At 64.4% G+C, this 20,797-nt stretch carries 13 protein-coding genes; 11 read left to right on the forward strand and 2 right to left on the reverse strand.

The window, feature by feature from the left end; genetic code table 11:
* The first annotated feature begins 2 nt into the window (after window positions 1-2).
* The 9 genes from N0B71_RS06330 (at window position 3) to N0B71_RS06370 (ending at window position 15,552) form a co-directional block, all read left to right on the forward strand.
* Window positions 3-4,043, forward strand: a complete 4,041-nt coding sequence (locus N0B71_RS06330) for a rhamnan synthesis F family protein (RefSeq protein WP_259757903.1) — start codon at window positions 3-5, stop codon at window positions 4,041-4,043.
* A 30-nt stretch (window positions 4,044-4,073) separates the two neighbouring features.
* The gene (cysC, locus tag N0B71_RS06335; RefSeq protein WP_259757904.1) at window positions 4,074-4,673 is read left to right on the forward strand and encodes an adenylyl-sulfate kinase; all 600 of its coding nucleotides are present in this window, start codon (window positions 4,074-4,076) and stop codon (window positions 4,671-4,673) included.
* 36 nt (window positions 4,674-4,709) lie between these two features.
* Window positions 4,710-6,521, forward strand: coding sequence for a sensor histidine kinase (locus tag N0B71_RS06340; RefSeq protein WP_259757905.1), 1,812 nt, complete (start codon window positions 4,710-4,712; stop codon window positions 6,519-6,521).
* Window positions 6,518-7,912, forward strand: a complete 1,395-nt coding sequence (gene dctD, locus N0B71_RS06345) for a two-component system response regulator DctD (protein WP_259757906.1) — start codon at window positions 6,518-6,520, stop codon at window positions 7,910-7,912. Before N0B71_RS06340 ends, dctD begins: the two co-directional genes overlap by 4 nt.
* A 604-nt stretch (window positions 7,913-8,516) precedes the next feature.
* Complete coding sequence (gene arcD, locus N0B71_RS06350) at window positions 8,517-9,965, forward strand: arginine-ornithine antiporter (protein WP_259757907.1); 1,449 nt, start codon at window positions 8,517-8,519, stop codon at window positions 9,963-9,965.
* A gap of 16 nt (window positions 9,966-9,981) precedes the next feature.
* Entirely contained in the window at window positions 9,982-11,238 is a 1,257-nt protein-coding gene (gene arcA, locus N0B71_RS06355) for an arginine deiminase (RefSeq protein WP_259757908.1), read from the forward strand.
* Window positions 11,239-11,380: 142 nt separating this feature from the next.
* Window positions 11,381-12,391, forward strand: a complete 1,011-nt coding sequence (locus N0B71_RS06360; protein ID WP_259757909.1) for an ornithine carbamoyltransferase — start codon at window positions 11,381-11,383, stop codon at window positions 12,389-12,391.
* Window positions 12,392-12,462: 71 nt separating this feature from the next.
* Window positions 12,463-13,395 carry a carbamate kinase gene (gene arcC / locus N0B71_RS06365; RefSeq protein WP_259757910.1) on the forward strand — a complete coding sequence of 311 codons (933 nt, stop codon included), beginning with the start codon at window positions 12,463-12,465 and terminating at the stop codon, window positions 13,393-13,395.
* A 258-nt stretch (window positions 13,396-13,653) separates the two neighbouring features.
* The gene (locus N0B71_RS06370; RefSeq protein WP_259757912.1) at window positions 13,654-15,552 is read left to right on the forward strand and encodes a beta-ketoacyl synthase; all 1,899 of its coding nucleotides are present in this window, start codon (window positions 13,654-13,656) and stop codon (window positions 15,550-15,552) included.
* Window positions 15,553-15,773: 221 nt separating this feature from the next.
* On the opposite strand, the gene N0B71_RS06375 is transcribed toward N0B71_RS06370, so the two are convergent.
* Window positions 15,774-16,598, reverse strand: coding sequence for an HDOD domain-containing protein (locus N0B71_RS06375; RefSeq protein ID WP_259759489.1), 825 nt, complete (start codon window positions 16,596-16,598; stop codon window positions 15,774-15,776).
* 251 nt (window positions 16,599-16,849) lie between these two features.
* Between N0B71_RS06375 and N0B71_RS06380 the strand changes: the two genes are divergently transcribed.
* A complete protein-coding gene (locus N0B71_RS06380; RefSeq protein WP_259757913.1) occupies window positions 16,850-18,046 on the forward strand; it encodes a class I SAM-dependent rRNA methyltransferase in 1,197 nt (398 codons plus the stop codon).
* Between the two features lie 155 nt (window positions 18,047-18,201).
* Here the strand turns inward: N0B71_RS06380 and N0B71_RS06385 are convergent, their stop codons facing one another.
* A complete protein-coding gene (locus tag N0B71_RS06385; RefSeq protein WP_259757914.1) occupies window positions 18,202-18,516 on the reverse strand; it encodes a hypothetical protein in 315 nt (104 codons plus the stop codon).
* A 375-nt stretch (window positions 18,517-18,891) separates the two neighbouring features.
* On the opposite strand from N0B71_RS06385, the gene ilvD reads away from it, so the two are divergent.
* Entirely contained in the window at window positions 18,892-20,730 is a 1,839-nt protein-coding gene (gene ilvD, locus N0B71_RS06390) for a dihydroxy-acid dehydratase (RefSeq protein WP_259757915.1), read from the forward strand.
* Window positions 20,731-20,797: the final 67 nt, after the last annotated feature.

Below are 20,797 nucleotides of genomic sequence, written 5' to 3' on the forward strand. Positions count from 1 at the left end.
GTTTGGCGCAATACCACCACAACAAGAACAACGCAGTACGGAGAATGCTTGTGCAGCATCGGCGCAAGGTTGTGATCGTCCTCGGCATGCATCGCAGCGGGACCAGCGCGCTCACGCGCGGACTGCAGGCACTCAATCTGGATCTGGGCGAGAACCTCACCGAAGCGGTAGAGGGCAACAATGATAAGGGCTTCTGGGAAGACCGCGAAGTTGTGGCGATCAATGAAGTTCTGCTGGAGCGCCTGGGCGGCCACTGGGACTCGCTGACACCGCTCGACGAGCGCCAGCTTGATGCCCAGCTAACCGTCGACCTGGAGGAGCGTGCCGTACGCTACCTCGACGAGCGCTTCCGCACGTCCCCGCTGCTGGGCCTGAAGGACCCGCGCATCAGCCGATTGCTGCCATTCTGGCGCCGCCTGCTGGAGCGCCAGGACATCGAGGCCAATTACGTTATCTGCGTGCGACACCCGCTTAGCGTGGCCCGGTCGCTTGCCTTGCGCGACGGTTTCAGCACGGCCAAGAGCCTGGCACTGTGGCAACAGCACACCCTCGATGCGCTGCGCCACAGCGACGACAGCCGACGCCTGGTGATCTGTTATGAGTACTTGATGGGCGACCCAGAGGGTCAGGTCATGCGCATGGCCGCCCGTCTCGACCTCCAGCCCGGCAGCCGTGAAAGCCTCGACGAATACGTCCATGAATTCCTCGACGATCAGTTGCAGCACGGCCGCCACGCCATCGACGACCCTGAGCTGGCCAATCAGGCGCCGGCGGCACTGCTGGACCTTTATCGGTTATGCATGGAGTTGGCCGCTGATCGGCGTTCCCTGGAACAGACCGAGACGCAGGACCTGCTGCACTCCCTGTGTGAACAATTTGAAGCCCAACGCGACGCCCTTACGCTGTTCCACCGCCACGATAATAGCGAACACCAACGGCGCGTAGCCTTGGCGGAGGAGGTAGAGGAAACCCGTGTGGCCCTGGAGCAACGGCTGGAGGAACAAGCCGAGCGCCTGCGCAATTTGGTAGCTGAACTGAGCGCCGCTCAGCAGCGAGGCAAACGTCTGGACACGGAGCTGGACGAGACCCGCCAGGCACTCAAGGATTCCCGTGCCACTGTAGAGAAGATCCAGTCCTCCACCTCGTGGATGCTGACCAAGCCCGTCCGCTTCACCAGCCGACTGTTCAGCGGAAGACACCGCGAGGCACTGATCAGCCTACGCAACTACGGTGTGCAATTAGGCCGCAGCGCCTACTGGAAGCTGCCCGTTGCCTATCGCGACCCGATGGTGCGCCTGGTCTACCGGCATATGGGTTTTGCCTTCAAGGGTGTGCCGCACTACGAACAGTGGCGCAACCTTGGTCGACAGGGCGTTGGCGACGATCAACGGGCTCCGGAGCTGATCGATATCCAGCGCGTACCAGCCTGCAGCACGCTCGACGGCCGAATCGCGATTCATCTGCATCTGTTCTACAGCGATCTCGCCGAGGAATTTCGCAGCTATTTCGCGAACATGCCCTTTACCTACGACCTGTTCGTCTCCGTTTGCGATCAGCCAGCGTCAGAAGTGGCTCAGCGCATTTTCGCCGCGTTGCCAAATTGTGGCGCCCTGCACCTCCAACAGGTGGAAAACCGTGGGCGCGACATGGCGCCATTCTTCTGCACCTTCGGCGAAGTGCTGCGCAACTACGACTATCTGTTGCACCTGCACAGCAAGAAATCCCTCTACAACCGGGGCGCTACGCAGGGCTGGCGAGAGTACTTGTGCGAGTCGCTGCTGGGCAGCTCCGACAGAATCCGCTCGATATTCACGCTGCTCGACAGTGACCGATGCGGCATCGTCTACCCGCAGAACTACGACGGTCTGCCCTACATGGCCAACACCTGGCTGGCCAACCGTTCGCGTGGTCATACCTGGGCACAGCGCATCGGCCTGGCGCGGGTGCCGGAAGGCTATTTTCACTACCCCGCCGGCAGTATGTTCTGGGCTCGCAGCGAAGCGCTCAAACCGCTGTTCGATGCTCAACTGAAACTGGAAGACTTCGAGGCCGAAGCGGGCCAGCGCGACGGGACCCTGGCCCATTGCCTGGAGCGACTGCTGACCTTGAGCAGCCAGGCACAGGAACTGCCAATCGCGATCCTTGCCGACTCTCAACCCCACGCCTGGTCGCCCTGGGGCTTGCACCACTACTTCGCCCGCAGCCATGAACACCTGCAACACGCGATTGCGGCCGAACAGACCAAAGCGGTCGCCTTCGACATCTTCGATACCTTGCTGCTGCGGCCGCTGATCAATGCCGAATCCACCAAGCAACTGGTCGCCCGGCAGGCCGGCGCCACCCTTGGCGGCCTCTATCTCGATTACCGCGCCAGCGCCGAGGGGCGCGCCCGCGAGCGTGCCGGGCGAGACGTCGGCCTGGACGAGATCTATGCCGAACTGCAGCGTCTAACCGGCATCAAGGATGAGGAACGGCGCCAACTCCAAACACTCGAAGAGCGCATCGAGCTGGCCAGCGTCAGCGCCCGCCCAGAAGCCGTCGCCCTGTTCATGCATGCTCGCCAACTGGGCAAACCGGTCCTGCTGATCAGCGACATGTTCCTCCCGCGCCGTTGTATCGAGCAGATGCTTCGTCGCAACGGTATCGACGGCTGGATGACCTTCTACCTGTCCAACGAGGTCGGGGTGCGCAAGGACCAGGGCGAGCTCTACCATCACGTCCTGCGTGATCGCCAGTTGGCCCCCCAGGACCTCCTGATGATCGGCGACAACGAGCGCTCGGACTTCCAGATTCCTGACGACCTGGGCATTCGCACGGTGCACCTGCTCCGGCCGACCGAACTGGCCCGGGGCCTTCCGGCGTTCCGACCACTGGTGGAAGAATGTGAGCGCCATTCCGAGTTGGACCACGAACTCATGCTGGGTCTCCTGCTACGGCGCAACTTCTCTCCGCTTACCTACGCGGGGCTGCCAGTGCGCCAAATCACTCGGGACGACGCCGAGCTGCTCGGCTACAACATCCTCGGCCCATTGCTGGCGAGCTTCTCCGACTGGCTGTGGCATACCGCGCAGCGCGACGGGATTGACCAGTTGCACTTCCTGTCCCGCGAAGGAAAGTTGCTAAAGGCAGCCTACGACCTCTGGTGCGAAGGGCTGGAGGACACTCCATCCGCGCACTACCTGGTGGTTTCGCGACGGGCCACCACCATGGCTCGGCTCGCGGATTGGGAGGACATCCAGCGCCTCGCGCGGCCCACCTACTTTGCCAACAGTCTGGAAAACTTCCTCGACTCACGCTTCGGCTATCAGCTGAGCGCTGAGCGCCGCCAGCAGTTGATCAGTGCCGGCCATTGGCGCGAAGAGCAGCAGGTGGAAGTGATCGACAACGATATCCGTTCCATCGTCCCCGTGCTGCAGGCGCTACAGGCAGAACTACTGGAGCAGGGAGCCCGCGAGCGCCCGGCGATGATGGCGTACCTGCAGTCGACCCCCCTGGCGTTGGCGCAGAACACGGCGGTGGTCGATGTCGGCTATTCCGGCACTATTCAGGCCCAGCTCACCCGGCTGTTAGCGCGCCCGATCCATGGCTACTACTTCATTACCGACAAGGACATCGGCCAAGTGGTGGAGCCGCTCGGGGTCTGGGCGCAGGGTTGCTTCCTGGACCAGGCTACGCGGCTGCAGCCGGGCGCGGAATTGTACCGGCAGAGCTTTCAGCTGGAGAAACTGCTCAGCGCCGACGACACCCAATTGCTGCGCTATGAACTGGACGACGCCGGCCACCCGCTCGGGCGGTTTCTACCGCAAACCGAGCAGGAAAGGCTCGCCTGTGTGACGCGCCGAGCAGTCCAAAAAGGGGCGCTGGCGTATGTTGCACACGCTCGCGAGCTACGTGAAAACCTGCTACCAGGCCTGCGCCCACCCAGGGAGTTTGCTCTGCGCTTATGGTCGCTGTTCATAGAACGCCCCAGCGCGGAAGAAGAACACATGCTGCAGCGCCTGACGCTGGATGACCATTATTGCGGCCGCGGCTACGTTAGCTGACAGGTACCGCATCGCAAGAGAACCGACGCCATGACCGACCGCAATCTACGCTGGCATACCGGCCGCCTCAGCATCGACGAACGCAACAATCGGATGCACCAGAAGCCGGCGACACTCTGGCTGACCGGCCTGAGTGGTTCGGGCAAGTCGACGCTAGCCTTTGCCCTTGAGTATGCCCTGCATGAGCTGGGCTACTCTGCCGTAGTCCTCGACGGCGATAATGTCCGCCACGGCCTGTGCAAAGACCTGGGATTCAGCCACGAAGACCGCACAGAGAACATCCGGCGAGTGGCCGAGGTGTCCAAACTGATGAACGATGCCGGCTTGATCGTCATCACCTCCTTTATCTCGCCCTTCCGCCAGGATCGCGACCAGGCGCGCCAGATCATCGGCGAAGAGCGTTTTCGCGAAATCCACCTGAGCACGACCCTCAGCGTCTGCGAGGAGCGCGACCCCAAGGGCTTGTACAAGAAAGCGCGCGCGGGAGCCCTGCCAGACTTCACCGGTATCGGTTCGCCCTACGAAGAACCGCTGGCCCCCTTCGAGCGTATCGACACCGATCACCTGAGTCTCGAAGAGAGCGTGGCGCGCCTGATGAAACTGCTGCAGTTGCAGCCCATCGTGCGCTGATCGGTGTAGCATCGACGGCGGAAACAACCGCATGCGATGTACGCCGCCTTGAACCTACATTTGACCCGCTGGCGCTCGCTGGCGCTTCTCCTGCTCCTGCTCGCACCGCTGCTCTGGCCCCTCCACCACTTCGCCGAGCGCTATTACAGCCAGCAACTGGCCGAGCAGAACCAGCAGACCCTCGACCTCTACGTCGCCAACCTGCTGGGCACGCTGCGGCGCTACGAGGACCTGCCGCCGATCCTCGGCGAGCTGCCGACGTTGCGTGCCGCGCTGCAGGCGCCGCAGAGCCTGGCGGCGCAGAACGCGGCCAACCTGGAACTGCAGCGCATCCGCGGGCGCACCGGGGCGGATGTCATTTATCTGATCCAGGCGGACGGCATGACCCACGCGGCCTCCAACTGGGATCAGCCCGACAGCTTCGTCGGCCGCAACTTCTCCTTCCGCCCCTACTACAAGGAGGCAAAGCAGGGTCGGCAGGGGCGCTTCTTCGGGCTCGGCACCACCTCCAAACGGCGCGGCTACTACTTCGCCAGCGACGTGCGAGACGGTGGCAAGTTGCTCGGCGTGCTGGTGGTCAAGGTCGACCTCGAACACATGGAGCAGCTCTGGGGCAACACGCCGGAGCAATTGCTGGTGATGGACGCCAACGGTGTCGTCATCCTGTCCTCCAGCAACGCCTGGCGCTTCCACACGGCAAAGGAGCTGTCGCCTGCCAAGCAGCGCGAGATCGCCGAGAACATCCCGTACCCGGTGCTCCACCCGGAGCCGTTGAAGATCGACCCGCGGCGCTGGATCAGCCAGAGCAGCCATCTGCCGGAAACCGGCTGGACGGTGAGCATCTACACCCCGCGCACCCAGGTCGATGCGCCCGTGCGCAGCGTCGTGCTGATCGGCGCGGCCACGCTGGTCGCCCTCCTTTTATTACTCTCGCTGCTGACCATCAGCCGCCGTCACTACCTGGAACGTATCGCGCTGGAAGCCCAGGCCAAGCACGAACTGGAGCTGCGGGTGCAGGAGCGCACCCAGGAGCTAGAAAGCGCGAACATCCGCTTGCAGGAAGAAGTCAGCAACCGTGAACAGGCGCAGCGCGAGCTGATGCACGCGCAGGACGAGGTCGTGCAGGCCGGCAAGCTCACGGCGCTGGGTACCATGTCCGCCAGCATCAGCCACGAACTCAATCAGCCGCTGGCGGCGATCCGCAGCTATGCGGACAACGCCCGCGTGCTGCTCGACCATGAGCGCTACGACGACGCCCGCGGCAACCTGGTGCAGATCGGCGAGCTGACCGGGCGCATGGCCTCCATCATCGGCCACCTCAAGGCCTATGCCCGCGGCGCCCGGCGCGCGCCGGAAAACGTGGCGCTGCAGCCGGCGATCAACGATGCCCTGGCGCTGGTGGCGCCGCGTCGCCAGGCGATGAACGTGGAGCTGCTCCGCGACCTGCCCGATGCCGCGATCTGGGTACAGGCCGGCGAGACGCGGCTGCGGCAGATCCTCTCCAACCTGATTTCCAACGCCCTCGATGCCCTGGCCGAGAAGGGCCTGCCGCGGCGCATCTGGCTGACCGCCGAGCAGACGCCCGAGCGCATCATCCTGTCGTTGCGCGACAACGGCCCCGGCTTCTCCGACGAAGCCCTGGCCCACGCGCGCGAGCCGTTCTTCACCACCAAGACCAGCGCGAAGGGTCTGGGCCTGGGCCTGGCCATCTGCGACACGCTGTTGCGCACGCTGGGCGGACACCTGGAATTCGGGAATCACCCCGAGGGCGGCGCTCTCGTACAATTGCACCTGTTGCCGGGCATCCCCGGCGTGACCCTGACGCCGCAAGAGGAAACCCGCGCATGAGTTCGGCCGAGCCGTTCGATTCCACCACCCAGGTGCTGCTGATCGATGACGATCCGCACCTGCGCCAGGCGCTCTGCCAGACACTCGACCTCGCGGGCTTCCACGTCGTTACGCTGGGCGACGCGCGGCAGATCGACCCACAGCAGGCGCGCGACTGGCCCGGAGTGATCGTCAGCGACATCCGCATGCCGGGCATCGATGGCCTGCAATTACTGGAACAATTGCACGCGCAGGACTCCGAACTGCCCGTGATCCTGATCACCGGCCACGGCGACGTGCCGCTCGCCGTGAAAGCCATGCGCTCCGGCGCCTATGACTTCCTGGAAAAACCCTTCCCCAGCGATGCGCTGCTGGACAGCGTGCGCCGCGCGCTGGACGTACGCCGCCTGGTGCTGGAAAACCGCAGCCTGCGCCTGGCCCTCACCGAACAGAAGGAAGTCCGTGGCCGGCTGGTCGGCCAGTCCGCGCCGATGCAGCGGTTGCAGCAGCAGGTGGCATCGTTGGCGGCGATCCAGGCGGACGTGCTCGTGCTGGGGGAGACCGGCTCGGGCAAGGAAGTGGTCGCCCGTGCCCTGCACGACCTGTCGAGCCGCCGCAACGGCCCCTTCGTAGCCATCAACGCCGGCGCATTGGCTGAGTCAGTGGTCGAAAGCGAGCTGTTCGGCCACGAGCAAGGCGCCTTCACCGGCGCGCAGAAGCGCCGCATCGGCAAGTTCGAATTCGCCAACGGCGGCACGCTGTTCCTCGACGAAATCGAAAGCATGAGCCTGGATGTGCAGGTGAAGCTGTTGCGCCTGCTGCAGGAGCGTACCGTCGAGCGCCTCGGCTCCAACCAGCTGATCCCGCTGGACATCCGCATCATCGCGGCGACCAAGGAAGACCTCCGCCTGGCCTCCGACGAAGGCCGCTTCCGCGCCGACCTCTACTACCGTCTGAACGTCGCCAGCCTGCGCATTCCACCGCTACGCGAGCGCGGTAACGACATCCTTCTTTTATTCCAGCATTTCGCCGAACGGGGCGCGCAGCGCCACGGCCTGACCGCGCGCCCGCTGGATTCGGCACAGCGCGCACAACTGCTGGCCCACGGCTGGCCGGGCAACGTCCGCGAACTGCAGAACGCGGCAGAACGCTATGCGCTCGGCCTGGACTTGGGCCTGGATGAGAGTCACGGGCACGCGATGGCCGTTACGCCCGGCGCCGGGCTCAACGAGCAGGTGGAATCCTTCGAGCGCGCCCTGATTGCCGCCGAGATGAGCCGTCCGCATAGCTCGCTACGCAGCCTGGCCGAAGCATTGGGCGTGCCGCGCAAGACCCTGCACGACAAGCTGCGCAAGCATGGCCTCCTGTTCTCCGGCAGTGGCGGAAATTCCGCCGACGACAGCGACGCCTGAGCAGAAATCCGCCGATGCCCTTGCCTGCGACCAAGGGAGAACAGCGTCGTAGAGCACTGTGACGTAGTCTGCAGTCCTGGCACACACCTTGCTCCTCCACACGGGTGCGATTGCCTTGTGCATCACACCTCGCGACGTGCCCGGCACGCCGCGCCCGGCGGGCCACGAACCCGGCGGTGTCCTTCCGGCTTCTTGCCATCTCGCGCTTTCGACTCGCAAGGCGCATCGCCGGGTGCAGCGATCCTGCCCCGGCCAATTTCCTCTCGCTGAGCCTTCAGCTCCCTTCAGATAATCCCTACACGCGCGAATCCCGCGTCGCACAGGCGATGTGCTCATTCAGCACCAATCCGCTAATGCACCTGCTCGCCGCGCCACGCGAGGGGCTGCCACGAAGCCGTCATCCGCGCGCGATCAAAATTTCACGAAATCCCCTCTAAATCGGGGCGGGAATGCAAAACCTCTCCTATGGTTTATGCGGGGTGGGCAGAGCAGGAAGTACTGCCTAATACATTGGATAGCAAGCTATTGACCTGAGTCAGGGGCCCGCCCCGGGGAAAGGCGCTCAATAGCTTCACTCTCCAACTTCCTATAGGGAGATTCTGAAATGTCAGAAGAAAGCAGCCAAAAATTAAAGCTAGGCGCTTTGACAGCTCTTGTTGTGGGTTCGATGATCGGCGGGGGCATCTTCTCGCTCCCGCAAAACATGGCGGCCAGCGCGGACGTTGGCGCCATCCTCATTGGTTGGGCCATCACTGCCGTCGGCATGCTGACCCTGGCCTTCGTGTTCCAGACCCTCGCCAACCGCAAGCCGCAACTCGACGGTGGGGTGTACGCCTACGCCAAGGCCGGGTTCGGTGACTACATGGGCTTCTCGTCGGCCTGGGGTTACTGGATCAGCGCGTGGCTCGGCAACGTCGGCTACTTCCTCCTGCTGTTCAGCACCCTGGGCTACTTCTTCCCGATCTTCGGCAAGGGCGACACCGTCGCGGCGATCGTCTGCGCCTCGGTGCTGCTGTGGGCCCTGCACTTCCTGGTGCTGCGCGGGATCAAGGAAGCGGCGTTCATCAACACCATCACCACGGTGGCGAAGATCGTCCCGCTGTTCCTGTTCATCCTGATCTGCCTGTTCGCCTTCAAGCTGGACATCTTCACCGCTGACATCTGGGGCAAGAGCAACCCGGACCTGGGTAGCGTGATGAACCAGGTGCGCAACATGATGCTGGTCACCGTGTGGGTGTTCATCGGCATCGAGGGCGCAAGCATCTTCTCGTCCCGTGCGGAAAAACGCTCGGACGTCGGCAAGGCCACCGTGATCGGCTTCATCACCGTCCTGCTGCTGCTGGTGCTGGTGAACGTCCTGTCCATGGGCGTGATGACCCAACCGGAACTGGCCAAGCTGCAGAACCCGTCGATGGCGCTGGTACTGGAGCATGTGGTCGGTCACTGGGGCGCGGTGCTGATCAGCGTCGGCCTGCTGATCTCCCTGCTCGGTGCCCTGCTCTCCTGGGTCCTGCTGTGCGCCGAGATCATGTTCGCCGCCGCCAAGGACCACACCATGCCGGAGTTCCTCCGCAAGGAGAACGCCAACCAGGTGCCGGCCAACGCCCTCTGGCTGACCAACATCTGCGTACAGGTCTTCCTGGTGATCACCTTCTTCACCTCCGGTGACCCGAACGGCATGGACCCGTACACCAAGATGCTGCTGCTGGCGACCTCGATGATCCTGGTCCCGTACTTCTGGTCCGCCGCCTATGGCCTGCTGTTGGCCGTCAAGGGCGAGACCTACGAGAACGATCCGGGCGAGCGCAGCAAAGACCTGATCATCGCCGGTATCTCGGTGATCTACGCGGTGTGGCTGATCTACGCGGGCGGCCTGAAGTACCTGCTGCTGTCGGCGCTGCTGTACGCCCCCGGCGTCATCCTCTTCGCCAAAGCGAAACATGAAGTGGGCCAACCCATCTTCACCAACGTCGAGAAGCTCATCTTCGCGGCAGTCGTGATCGGTGCGCTGATTGCGGCCTACGGCCTCTACGACGGCTTCCTCACTCTGTAACTCCTGGAGACATCTCATGAGCACGGAAAAAACCAAACTTGGCGTTCATTCTGAAGCTGGCAAACTACGCAAAGTGATGGTCTGCTCGCCTGGACTCGCCCATCAACGCCTGACCCCGAGCAACTGCGACGAGTTGCTGTTCGACGACGTTATCTGGGTGAACCAGGCCAAGCGCGACCACTTCGACTTCGTCACCAAGATGCGTGAACGCGGCATCGACGTCCTGGAAATGCACAACCTGCTGACCGAGACCGTCCAGAACCCCGAAGCCCTGAAGTGGATTCTCGACCGCAAGATCACCGCCGACAGCGTCGGCCTGGGCCTGACCCAGGAACTGCGTGGCTGGCTGGAAAGCCTGGAGCCGCGCAAGCTGGCCGAATTCCTGATCGGTGGCGTGGCCTCCGACGATATCCCGGAAAGCGAAGGCGCCAAGGCGCTGAAGATGTACCGCGACTACCTGGGCCACTCCAGCTTCCTGCTGCCGCCGCTGCCCAACACCCAGTTCACCCGTGACACCACCTGCTGGATCTACGGCGGCGTCACCCTGAACCCGATGTACTGGCCGGCGCGACGTCAGGAAACCCTGCTGACCACCGCGATCTACAAGTTCCACCCGGAATTCACCAACGCCGACTTCGAAGTCTGGTACGGCGACCCGGACAAGGACCATGGCTCTTCCACCCTGGAAGGCGGCGACGTGATGCCGATCGGCAAGGGCATCGTCCTGATCGGCATGGGCGAGCGCTCCTCCCGCCAGGCCATCGGCCAGGTAGCCCAGGCGCTGTTCGCCAAGGGCGCCGCCGAGAAAGTCATAGTCGCCGGCCTGCCGAAATCCCGCGCCGCGATGCACCTGGACACTGTCTTCACCTTCTGCGACCGCGACCTGGTCACCGTCTTCCCGGAAGTGGTGAAGGAAATCGTTCCCTTCATCCTGCGCCCCGACGAGAAGAGCCCCTACGGCATCAGCATCCAGCGCGAAGACAAGGACTTCCTCACGGTCGTCGCCGAATCGCTGGGCCTGAAGAAACTGCGCGTCGTCGAAACCGGCGGCAACAGCTTCGCCGCCGAACGCGAGCAGTGGGACGACGGCAACAACGTGGTCTGCCTCGAACCGGGCGTGGTGGTGGGTTATGACCGCAACACCTACACCAACACCCTGCTGCGCAAGGCCGGCGTGGAAGTCATCACCATCAGCGCCGGCGAACTGGGCCGGGGCCGTGGCGGCGGTCACTGCATGACCTGCCCGATCATCCGCGATCCGATCGACTACTGATCCGCGCGCTATACAGATAGACGCGACTACCTCAACCAGAGCGCAAGCACCTCATGTGGCGGCCCTAGCCAGGGCCGCCAGCCCCGCCAGCCACGAGCTGTACTGACGAGGGCCGAGAACGAATCCCACAAGGAGATAGACCATGGCTTTCAATATGCACAACCGCAACCTGCTCAGCCTGATGCACCACAGCACTCGCGAGTTGCGCTACCTGCTCGACCTGTCCCGCGACCTGAAGCGCGCCAAGTACACCGGTACCGAGCAGCAGCACCTGAAAGGCAACAACATTGCGCTGATCTTCGAAAAGACCTCGACCCGCACCCGCTGCGCCTTCGAAGTCGCCGCCTATGACCAGGGCGCCAACGTCACCTACATCGACCCGAACTCCTCGCAGATCGGCCACAAGGAATCGATGAAGGACACCGCCCGCGTCCTCGGCCGCATGTACGACGCCATCGAGTACCGTGGCTTCAAGCAGGAAATCGTCGAAGAACTCGCCAAGTTCGCCGGTGTACCGGTATTCAACGGCCTGACCGACGAATACCACCCGACCCAGATGCTGGCCGACGTGCTGACCATGCGCGAGCACAGCGACAAGCCGCTGCACGAGATCGCCTACGCCTACCTGGGCGACGCCCGCAACAACATGGGTAACTCCCTGCTGCTGATCGGCGCCAAGCTCGGCATGGACGTGCGCATCGCCGCACCGAAGGAACTCTGGCCGACCGACGAACACGTCGCCGCCTGCAAGAAGTTCGCCGAGGAAAGCGGTGCCCGCATCACCATCACCGAAGACCCGAAAGCCGCGGTCAAGGGCGTGGACTTCATCCACACCGACGTGTGGGTATCCATGGGTGAGCCGGTGGAAGCCTGGGGCGAACGCATCAAGGAACTGCTGCCCTACCAGGTCAACACCGAGATGATGAAGGCCGCCGGCAACCCGCGCGTGAAGTTCATGCACTGCCTGCCCGCCTTCCACAACAGCGAGACCAAGGTCGGCAAGCAGATCGCCGAACAGTACCCGAACCTGAAGAACGGCATCGAAGTGACCGAAGACGTCTTCGAATCCCCGTACAACATTGCCTTCGAGCAAGCGGAAAACCGCATGCACACCATCAAGGCAATCCTCGTTTCGACCCTCGCCGACATGTAATGCCGGGCCGCCCCGGAGCCGCGCCACGCGCAGGCTCCGGGCGCGTTTCCACTCTTTCGGAGGAAATGAATATGCGTATCGTCGTCGCATTGGGCGGCAATGCCCTGCTGCGTCGTGGCGAACCCATGACTGCCGACAACCAGCGCACCAACGTACGGATCGCGGCTGAACAGATCGCCAAGGTTGCCCCGGGCAACGAACTGGTGATCGCCCACGGCAACGGCCCGCAGGTCGGCCTGCTGGCCCTGCAGGGTGCGGCCTACGAAAAGGTCAGCCCCTACCCGCTGGACGTCCTGGGCGCCGAGACCGAAGGCATGATCGGCTACATGATCGAACAGGAAATGGGCAACCTGCTGCCGTTCGAAGTGCCGTTCGCCACCCTGCTCACCCAGGTCGAGGTCGACGCCAAGGACCCGGCCTTCCAGAACCCGACCAAGCCCATCGGCCCGGTCTACACCAAGGAAGAGGCCGAAAGCCTCGCCAAGGAGAAAGGCTGGAGCATCGCCCCGGACGGTGACAAGTTCCGCCGCGTCGTGGCCAGCCCGCGTCCGAAGCGCATCTTCGAGATCCGCCCGGTCAAGTGGCTGCTGGAGAAAGGCACCATCGTCATCTGCGCGGGCGGCGGCGGCATCCCGACCATGTACGACGAATCCGGCAAGAAACTCTCCGGCGTCGAAGCGGTGATCGACAAGGACCTGTGCTCCTCGCTGCTGGCCCAGGAACTGTCGGCTGACATCCTGATCATCGCCACCGACGTGGACGCGGCCTACATCGACTGGGGCAAACCGACCCAGAAAGCCATCGCCCAGGCCCACCCGGACGAACTCGAGCGCCTCGGCTTCGCCGCCGGCTCCATGGGCCCGAAGGTCCAGGCCGCCATGGAGTTCGCCCGCAACACCGGCAAGGACGCGGTGATCGGCTCGCTGGAAAACATCGTTGCCATCACCCAGGGCAAGTCCGGCACTCGCGTCAGCACCAAGAAAGCAGGCATCGAATACCGTTGAGTTTCGCCTGCTGTCAGAAACGGGAGCCCTCTGTGGCTCCCGTTTTCATTCATACGTCCCTGCACGATCTGCCCGGAAATTCGTCGCCTTCTTCCGTCAAATCCTGGCGCGAGCGTGACTCGGCGGTCATCATCCTCGTCAGCTAAAGCATTCCGAATCACTACAAGCCACCGCCTGGCTTTGTGCCACCGGGCAGCCCCGCCATGGGCCACCGTCGTCCGGCGCGCAAGATGCACTTGCTGAAGGAGTTTCCGAGAGATGTCTCGACTACCGGTCATCGTTGGTTTTGGTGGATATAACGCGGCAGGCCGCAGTTCCTTCCACCATGGGTTCCGCCGCACCGTCCTCGAATCCATGGAGAGCACCGCCCGCCAGGAAACCCTCGCCGGTCTTGCGGTGATGATGAAACTGGTCAAGGTCGTCGACGGCCAGCACCAGGATGCCGACGGCAACCCCCTCGACCTCGCCGCCATCGAGCAGCGCTTCGAGCAACAGATTCGCCAGTCCACCCTGATCCGCCGCATCGAGCTGCAATACCTCGACGTCGACGCCGCCCACTGCCACAAGAGCCTGACCGTCAGCGCCGCGGGCAGCCCGGTGACCTTCACCACCCTGCGCAAGCAACTGCCCGAGCCGCTGCCGGCCAACTGGTCGGTGGAAGACCTCGACGGCGGCGAAGTCCGCGTCACCCTGCACGACAGCTGCGAATTCAAGGTCGACAGCTACCGCGCGCTGCCGGTGAAATCCGCCGGCCAGCTGCCCACCGGCTTCGAGCCGAGCGAGCTGTACAACTCGCGCTTCCACCCGCGCGGCCTGCAGATGTCCGTGGTCGCCGCCACCGACGCGGTGCGCTCCACCGGCCTCGACTGGCAGACCATCTGCAACGCCGTACAGCCCGACGAAATCGCCGTGTTCTCCAGCAGCATCATGAGCCAGCTGGACGAGAACGGCTTCGGCGGCCTGCTGCAATCGCGCCTGCGCGGCCACCGCGTCTCGGCCAAGCAACTGCCGCTGGGCTTCAACAGCATGCCCACCGACTTCATCAATGCCTACGTACTGGGCAGCGTCGGCATGACCGGCAGCGTCACTGGCGCCTGCGCCACCTTCCTGTACAACCTGCAGAAAGGCATCGACGTCATCACCACCGGCCAGGCCCGCGTGGCCATCGTCGGCAACGCCGAGGCGCCGATCACCTCGGAGATCATCGAGGGCTACGCCGCCATGGGCGCGCTGGCCACCGAGGAAGGCCTGCGTCACATCGAAGGCCGCGACGACGTCGACTTCCGCCGCGCCAGCCGCCCGTTCGGCGACAACTGCGGCTTCTCCCTGGCCGAGTCCGCGCAGTACGTCGTCCTGATGGACGACGAGCTGGCCCTGGAGCTGGGCGCGGACATCCACGGCTCGGTGCCGGACGTGTTCATCAACGCCGACGGCTTCAAGAAGTCCATCTCCGCCCCCGGCCCGGGCAACTACCTGACCATGGCCAAGGCCGTGGCCGCCGCCGCGCAGATCGTCGGCGAGAACAGCGTGCGCCAGCACAGCTTCGTCCACGCCCACGGCTCCAGCACCCCGGCCAACCGCGTCACCGAATCGGAGATTCTCGACCGCGTCGCCACCGCCTTCGGCATCGAAAGCTGGCCCATCGCCGCGGTGAAGGCCTTCGTCGGCCACTCCCTGGCGACCGCCAGCGCCGACCAGCTGATTTCCGCCCTGGGCACCTTCCGCTACGGCGTCATACCCGGCATCAAGACCGTGGACAAGTTCGCCGACGACGTCTTCAAGGACCACATCGTCCTGTCCAACACCGACGTGCGCCGCGACGACCTGGAAGTCTGCTTCATCAACTCCAAGGGCTTTGGCGGCAACAACGCCACCGGCGTGCTGCTGTCCCCGGTCGTCACCGAGAAAATGCTGCGCAAGCGCCACGGCGACGCCGCCTTCGCCGACTACCAGGCCCGCCGCGAAGCCACCCGCGCCGCTGCCCGGCAGTACGACGAAGCCGCGCTGCAGGGCCGTTTCGACATCATCTACAACTTCGGCAACGACATGATCGACGAGCAGGCCATCGAGATCAGCGACCAGGGCATCCAGGTCCCCGGCTTCAGCCAGACCATCGCCTACAAGAAGGACGAGCGCTTCCGCGACATGATCGACTGATCGCCGACGTTCAACGAAAAAGCCGGGCAAATGCCCGGCTTTTTACTTCTGAAGACGAGCGGCTCTTCGTAGGAGCGAGCTTGCTCGCGAACGGAGTCACCGGAGGCATTGAGGTTGAGCGGTTCGCGAGCAAGCTCGCTCCTACAGGACCACGGCGAACCCCACCGCCTGCGTAGGTGCGGATTTATCCGCGATGACCGACCGCGCGCCGAGATGGCCAGTCAATACGTCCCCTGCCCCACGCCCAACTCCAGAATGCTCGCCTTGAGATTCTCGAAGTCGTATTCGGTCAGGCCGACGTAATCCAGCACCACCGCGCGCACGCTTTCCCACTCGTGGTCCTCGTCCTGGTTGCCCAGCACGCGGTACGACCCGCAGATGTGCTCGGCCATCTTCAGGATCGCCAGCAGGTTCTTCAGCTGGGTGTCGCGCGAATTGTCGTCGCTGAAGATCGACAGCGCGTTGTGATGGTTGGCGATGGCCTCGCACACATGCTCCGGCAGGCGCCAGGAGCGCGCGGTGAAGTAGCCGACCACCGCATGGTTGGTGTTCAGCACGCGGTTTTCGGTATCCACCACGCGGCGCTCATCGCTGGCGCTGGCGTAGGCCTCCTCCAGCACATCCATGTAGTGCGGGAAGCGCTTGAGCATCAGCGGGATGCCGCAGTTGTGGAACAGCCCCAGCGCGTAGGCCTCGTCCACCGACTCGTAGCCGATGCGCTTGGCCAGGTTCAGGCAGCTCATGGCCACGTCCTGGGCGGTATCCCAGAAGCGGTTGAGGGTGACGATGGTGGCGTCGCTCATCTCGCCCTTGATCGACTGGGCGTTGATCAGGTTGATCACCGAGCGGCTGCCCAGCAGGTTCACCGCGCGCTGGATCGAGGTGATGCGGTTGGCCAGGCCGAAGAACGGCGAGTTCACCAGCTTCAGCAGCGCACCGGAGAGCCCCGGGTCCTGGCTGATCAGTCTGGCGATCGCCTTCAGGTCCGGATTGGGCATGAACTGCTCCATCTGCAGGTCAACCATGATCTGCGGCTGCGGCGGCACGCTGATGCCCTGCAGGGCCTGACGGATCTGTTCGGCGGAGAGTTCTTGGGACATGGGGCGCGCTGGCGAAGTGGACGGGGGCACAGTTTACCCAGAGCGGAGCCGTCTGGAACTGCCCTTTCGATGCTTCATGCATCGGCCGCGCCGGCCAAACCTTTACCGCGCAGCGAAGCGACCAAAAGCGCGTGCCTCGGGCACCGGCGCAGCGCCCTGCTGCGCTATAATCCCGCTCTTTTGCCGGAGCCCTCCCCATGACCCTGCCCAGCCTGCGTCTGAAAGCCAACGCCGAGCGCCGCCTGCGCGCCGGCCACCTGTGGGTCTACAGCAACGAGGTGGACGTTGCCGCCACCCCGCTGAACGGATTCGGCGCCGGCGAACAGGCCATCCTCGAAATGGCCAACGGCAAGCCGCTGGGCATCGTCGCGTTGAGCCCGAACAACCTCATCTGCGCCCGCCTGATTTCCCGCGATACCAAGCACGTTCTCGACAAATCGCTGCTGGTTCATCGCCTGAACGTGGCCCTGAGCCTGCGCGACCGCCTGTTCGACAAGCCGTTCTACCGCCTGGTCTACGGCGACTCCGACCTGCTGCCCGGCCTGGTGGTGGACCGCTTCGGCGACGTGCTGGTGGTGCAACTCGCCTCGGCGACCATGGAGAAGCACCGCGACGACGTCCTCGCCGCCCTGCTGCAGGTACTCAAGCCCAGCGCCGTGCTGTGGAAGAACGACTCCAGCGCCCGCGACGCCGAGGGCCTCGAGCGCTACGTGGCAAACGCCTACGGCGACGTGCCGGAATGGGTCGCCCTGGAAGAGAACGGCGTGAAGTTCGAAGCCCCGGTGCTGGCCGGCCAGAAGACCGGCTGGTTCTACGACCACCGCATGAACCGCGCCCGCCTGCAGCCCTATGTGCAAGGCAAGCGCGTGCTCGACCTGTTCAGCTACATCGGCGGCTGGGGCATCCAGGCCGCGGCGTTCGGCGCCAGCGACGTGATGTGCGTGGACGCCTCCGGCTTCGCCCTCGACGGCGTGGAGCGCAACGCCGCGCTGAACGGCGTGGCCGACAAGGTCGCCTGCGTCGAGGGCGACGTCTTCGAAGCCCTGCGGGAACTGAAGGCCGCCGACGAGCGCTTCGACGTGATCGTGGCCGACCCGCCCGCCTTCATCAAGCGCAAGAAGGACCTGAAGAACGGCGAGGCCGCCTACCGCCGCCTCAACGAACAGGCCATGCGCCTGCTGTCCAAGGACGGCATCCTGGTCAGCGCCTCCTGCTCCATGCACCTGCCCGAGGACGACCTGCAGAACATCCTGCTGGGCAGCGCCCGCCACCTGGACCGCAATATCCAGCTGCTCGAGCGCGGCGGCCAGGGCCCGGACCACCCGGTCCACCTGGCGATCCCGGAGACCCGCTACATCAAGAGCCTGACCGTGCGCCTGCTGCCCAACGGCTGAGGCATCAGGGCAACGGAAAACGGGGCGCTCCCTGACAGAAGCGCCCCGTTTTCATGTCAGCGAATGGCCGATGGCTCGCGCCCTCGCCCGTGTAGGGCGCATAAAGTGGAACGCTTTATCCGCCGTCTCCGCCTTGCCTCCGGGACCGCCCGTTCTTATCTGATCGGCATCAGCGAATCCGCCTCGCTGAGCGCCGCCTTGCCGGTCTTGCGCTCGAACAGGCACAGCTCGCGGCCCGGCTTGCCCTTCATGTGCTTCTGGGCGTAGGTCCCGCCGATCATCAGCGCCGTGTAACCCACGCTGTCGTCGAACAGCACCGGCGAGCCCAGCACCTTCTTGTTCTGCAGATGGCTCAGCGCCAGGCAGGCCTCGCGCTGCTGCTTGTCCTGCGCCTGCCAGGCCGCATCGGAGGAGGCCTGCGCGCTGCCGGCGACGAGGCTGGCGAGCACGAGGATACGGGTGACTTTCATGAAGTTGCTCCTGCAACCAAGGGGGACGGAAAAACGCCAATGGCCATTCAGACCACGCCAGGATGGCAACAGTCTACGCCGCGCCCCGACCGCCAGCCTTTCCCTGGCGGCAAGGGCCGGCGTAGAATCGGGCAATTCCTGCCATTTATCCCCCGGCGGGCCTGTGAGCCCCGGCCGCGCAGGCGGTGACCCCGCCACGCCCCGCGCCGACCTCGCCCATGCAAGGCCATCTGCTGTTTGCATCCGGTGCGTACCGCGCTCACGATACGACTTAGAGTTTGCTCAAGGTCTCGTCGGCCAGCCCTACCCGCTGTACGCCGCCGCATAGAAGACCCGGAACGACTCCCACCGTGACCTGATGCGCAGGAACCCGTCATGCCCGATTACCGCTCGAAAACCTCCACCCACGGCCGCAACATGGCCGGCGCCCGTGCCCTGTGGCGCGCCACCGGGATGAAGGACGAAGACTTCAAGAAGCCGATCATCGCCATCGCCAACTCCTTCACCCAGTTCGTGCCCGGCCACGTGCACCTGAAGGACCTGGGCCAGCTGGTTGCCCGCGAGATCGAAAAACACGGCGGCGTGGCCAAGGAATTCAACACCATCGCCGTGGACGACGGCATCGCCATGGGCCACGACGGCATGCTCTATTCCCTGCCGTCGCGCGAGATCATCGCCGACTCCGTGGAATACATGGTCAACGCCCACTGCGCCGACGCCATCGTCTGCATCTCCAACTGCGACAAGATCACCCCCGGCATGCTGATGGCCGCCCTGCGCCTGAACATTCCGGTGGTGTTCGTCTCCGGCGGCCCGATGGAAGCCGGCAAGACCAAGCTGGCCAACCACGGCCTGGACCTGGTCGATGCCATGGTCGTCGCCGCCGACGATTCCTGCTCCGACGAAAAGGTCGCCGAGTACGAGCGCAGCGCCTGCCCGACCTGCGGCTCCTGCTCCGGCATGTTCACCGCCAACTCGATGAACTGCCTGACCGAAGCCCTGGGCCTGTCCCTGCCGGGCAACGGCTCGACCCTGGCCACCCACGCCGACCGCGAGCAGCTGTTCCTGCGCGCCGGCCGCCTGGCGGTGGAGCTGTGCCAGCGCTACTACGGCGAAGGCGACGAGTCCGTGCTGCCGCGCAATGTCGCCAGCTTCAAGGCGTTCGAGAACGCCATGACCCTGGACATCGCCATGGGCGGTTCGACCAACACCATCCTGCACCTGCTGGCCGCCGCCCAGGAGGCGGAGATCGCCTTCGACCTGCGCGACATCGATCGCCTGTCGCGCAAGGTGCCGCAGCTGTGCAAGGTCGCGCCGAACATCCAGAAGTACCACATGGAAGACGTGCACCGCGCCGGTGGCATCTTCTCCATCCTCGGCGAGCTGGCCCGCGGCGGCCTGCTGCACACCGACGTACCGACCGTGCACAGCCCGAGCATGGCCGACGCCATCGCCGAATGGGACATCACCCAGACCCAGGACGAGAAGGTCCACACCTTCTTCAAGGCCGGCCCGGCCGGCATCCCGACCCAGGTCGCATTCAGCCAGAGCACCCGCTGGGACACCCTGGACGATGACCGCGCCGAAGGCTGCATCCGCAGCGTCGAGCACGCCTACTCCCAGGAAGGCGGCCTGGCCGTGCTGTACGGCAACATCGCCCTCGACGGTTGCGTGGTGAAGACCGCTGGCGTCGACGAATCCATCCACGTATTCGAAGGCCGCGCGAAGATCTTCGAAAGCCAGGACAGCGCCGTGAAAGGCATCCTCGCCGACGAAGTGAAGCCGGGCGACATCGTGATCATCCGCTACGAAGGCCCCAAAGGCGGCCCGGGCATGCAGGAAATGCTGTATCCGACCAGCTACCTGAAGTCCAAGGGCCTGGGCAAGGCCTGCGCCCTGCTCACCGACGGCCGCTTCTCCGGCGGCACCTCGGGCCTGTCCATCGGCCACGCCTCGCCGGAAGCCGCCGCGGGCGGTGCCATCGGCCTGGTGCAGGACGGCGACAAGGTGCTGATCGACATCCCCAACCGCAGCATCAACCTGCTGGTGAGCGATGAAGAACTGGCTGCCCGCCGCGTCGAGCAAGACAAGAAGGGCTGGAAGCCGGCCCAGCCGCGCGCTCGTAAGGTGAGCACCGCGCTGAAAGCCTACGCCCTGCTCGCCACCAGCGCCGACAAGGGCGCGGTGCGCAACAAGGCGCTGCTGGACGGCTGAGTCTGGTAGAACCAAGAAAAAGCCCGGCACCTGCCGGGCTTTTTCTTTCCCACGTCACCCGACTCGC

Source organism: Pseudomonas sp. GCEP-101 (assembly GCF_025133575.1).
Lineage (GTDB): Bacteria > Pseudomonadota > Gammaproteobacteria > Pseudomonadales > Pseudomonadaceae > Pseudomonas > Pseudomonas nitroreducens_B.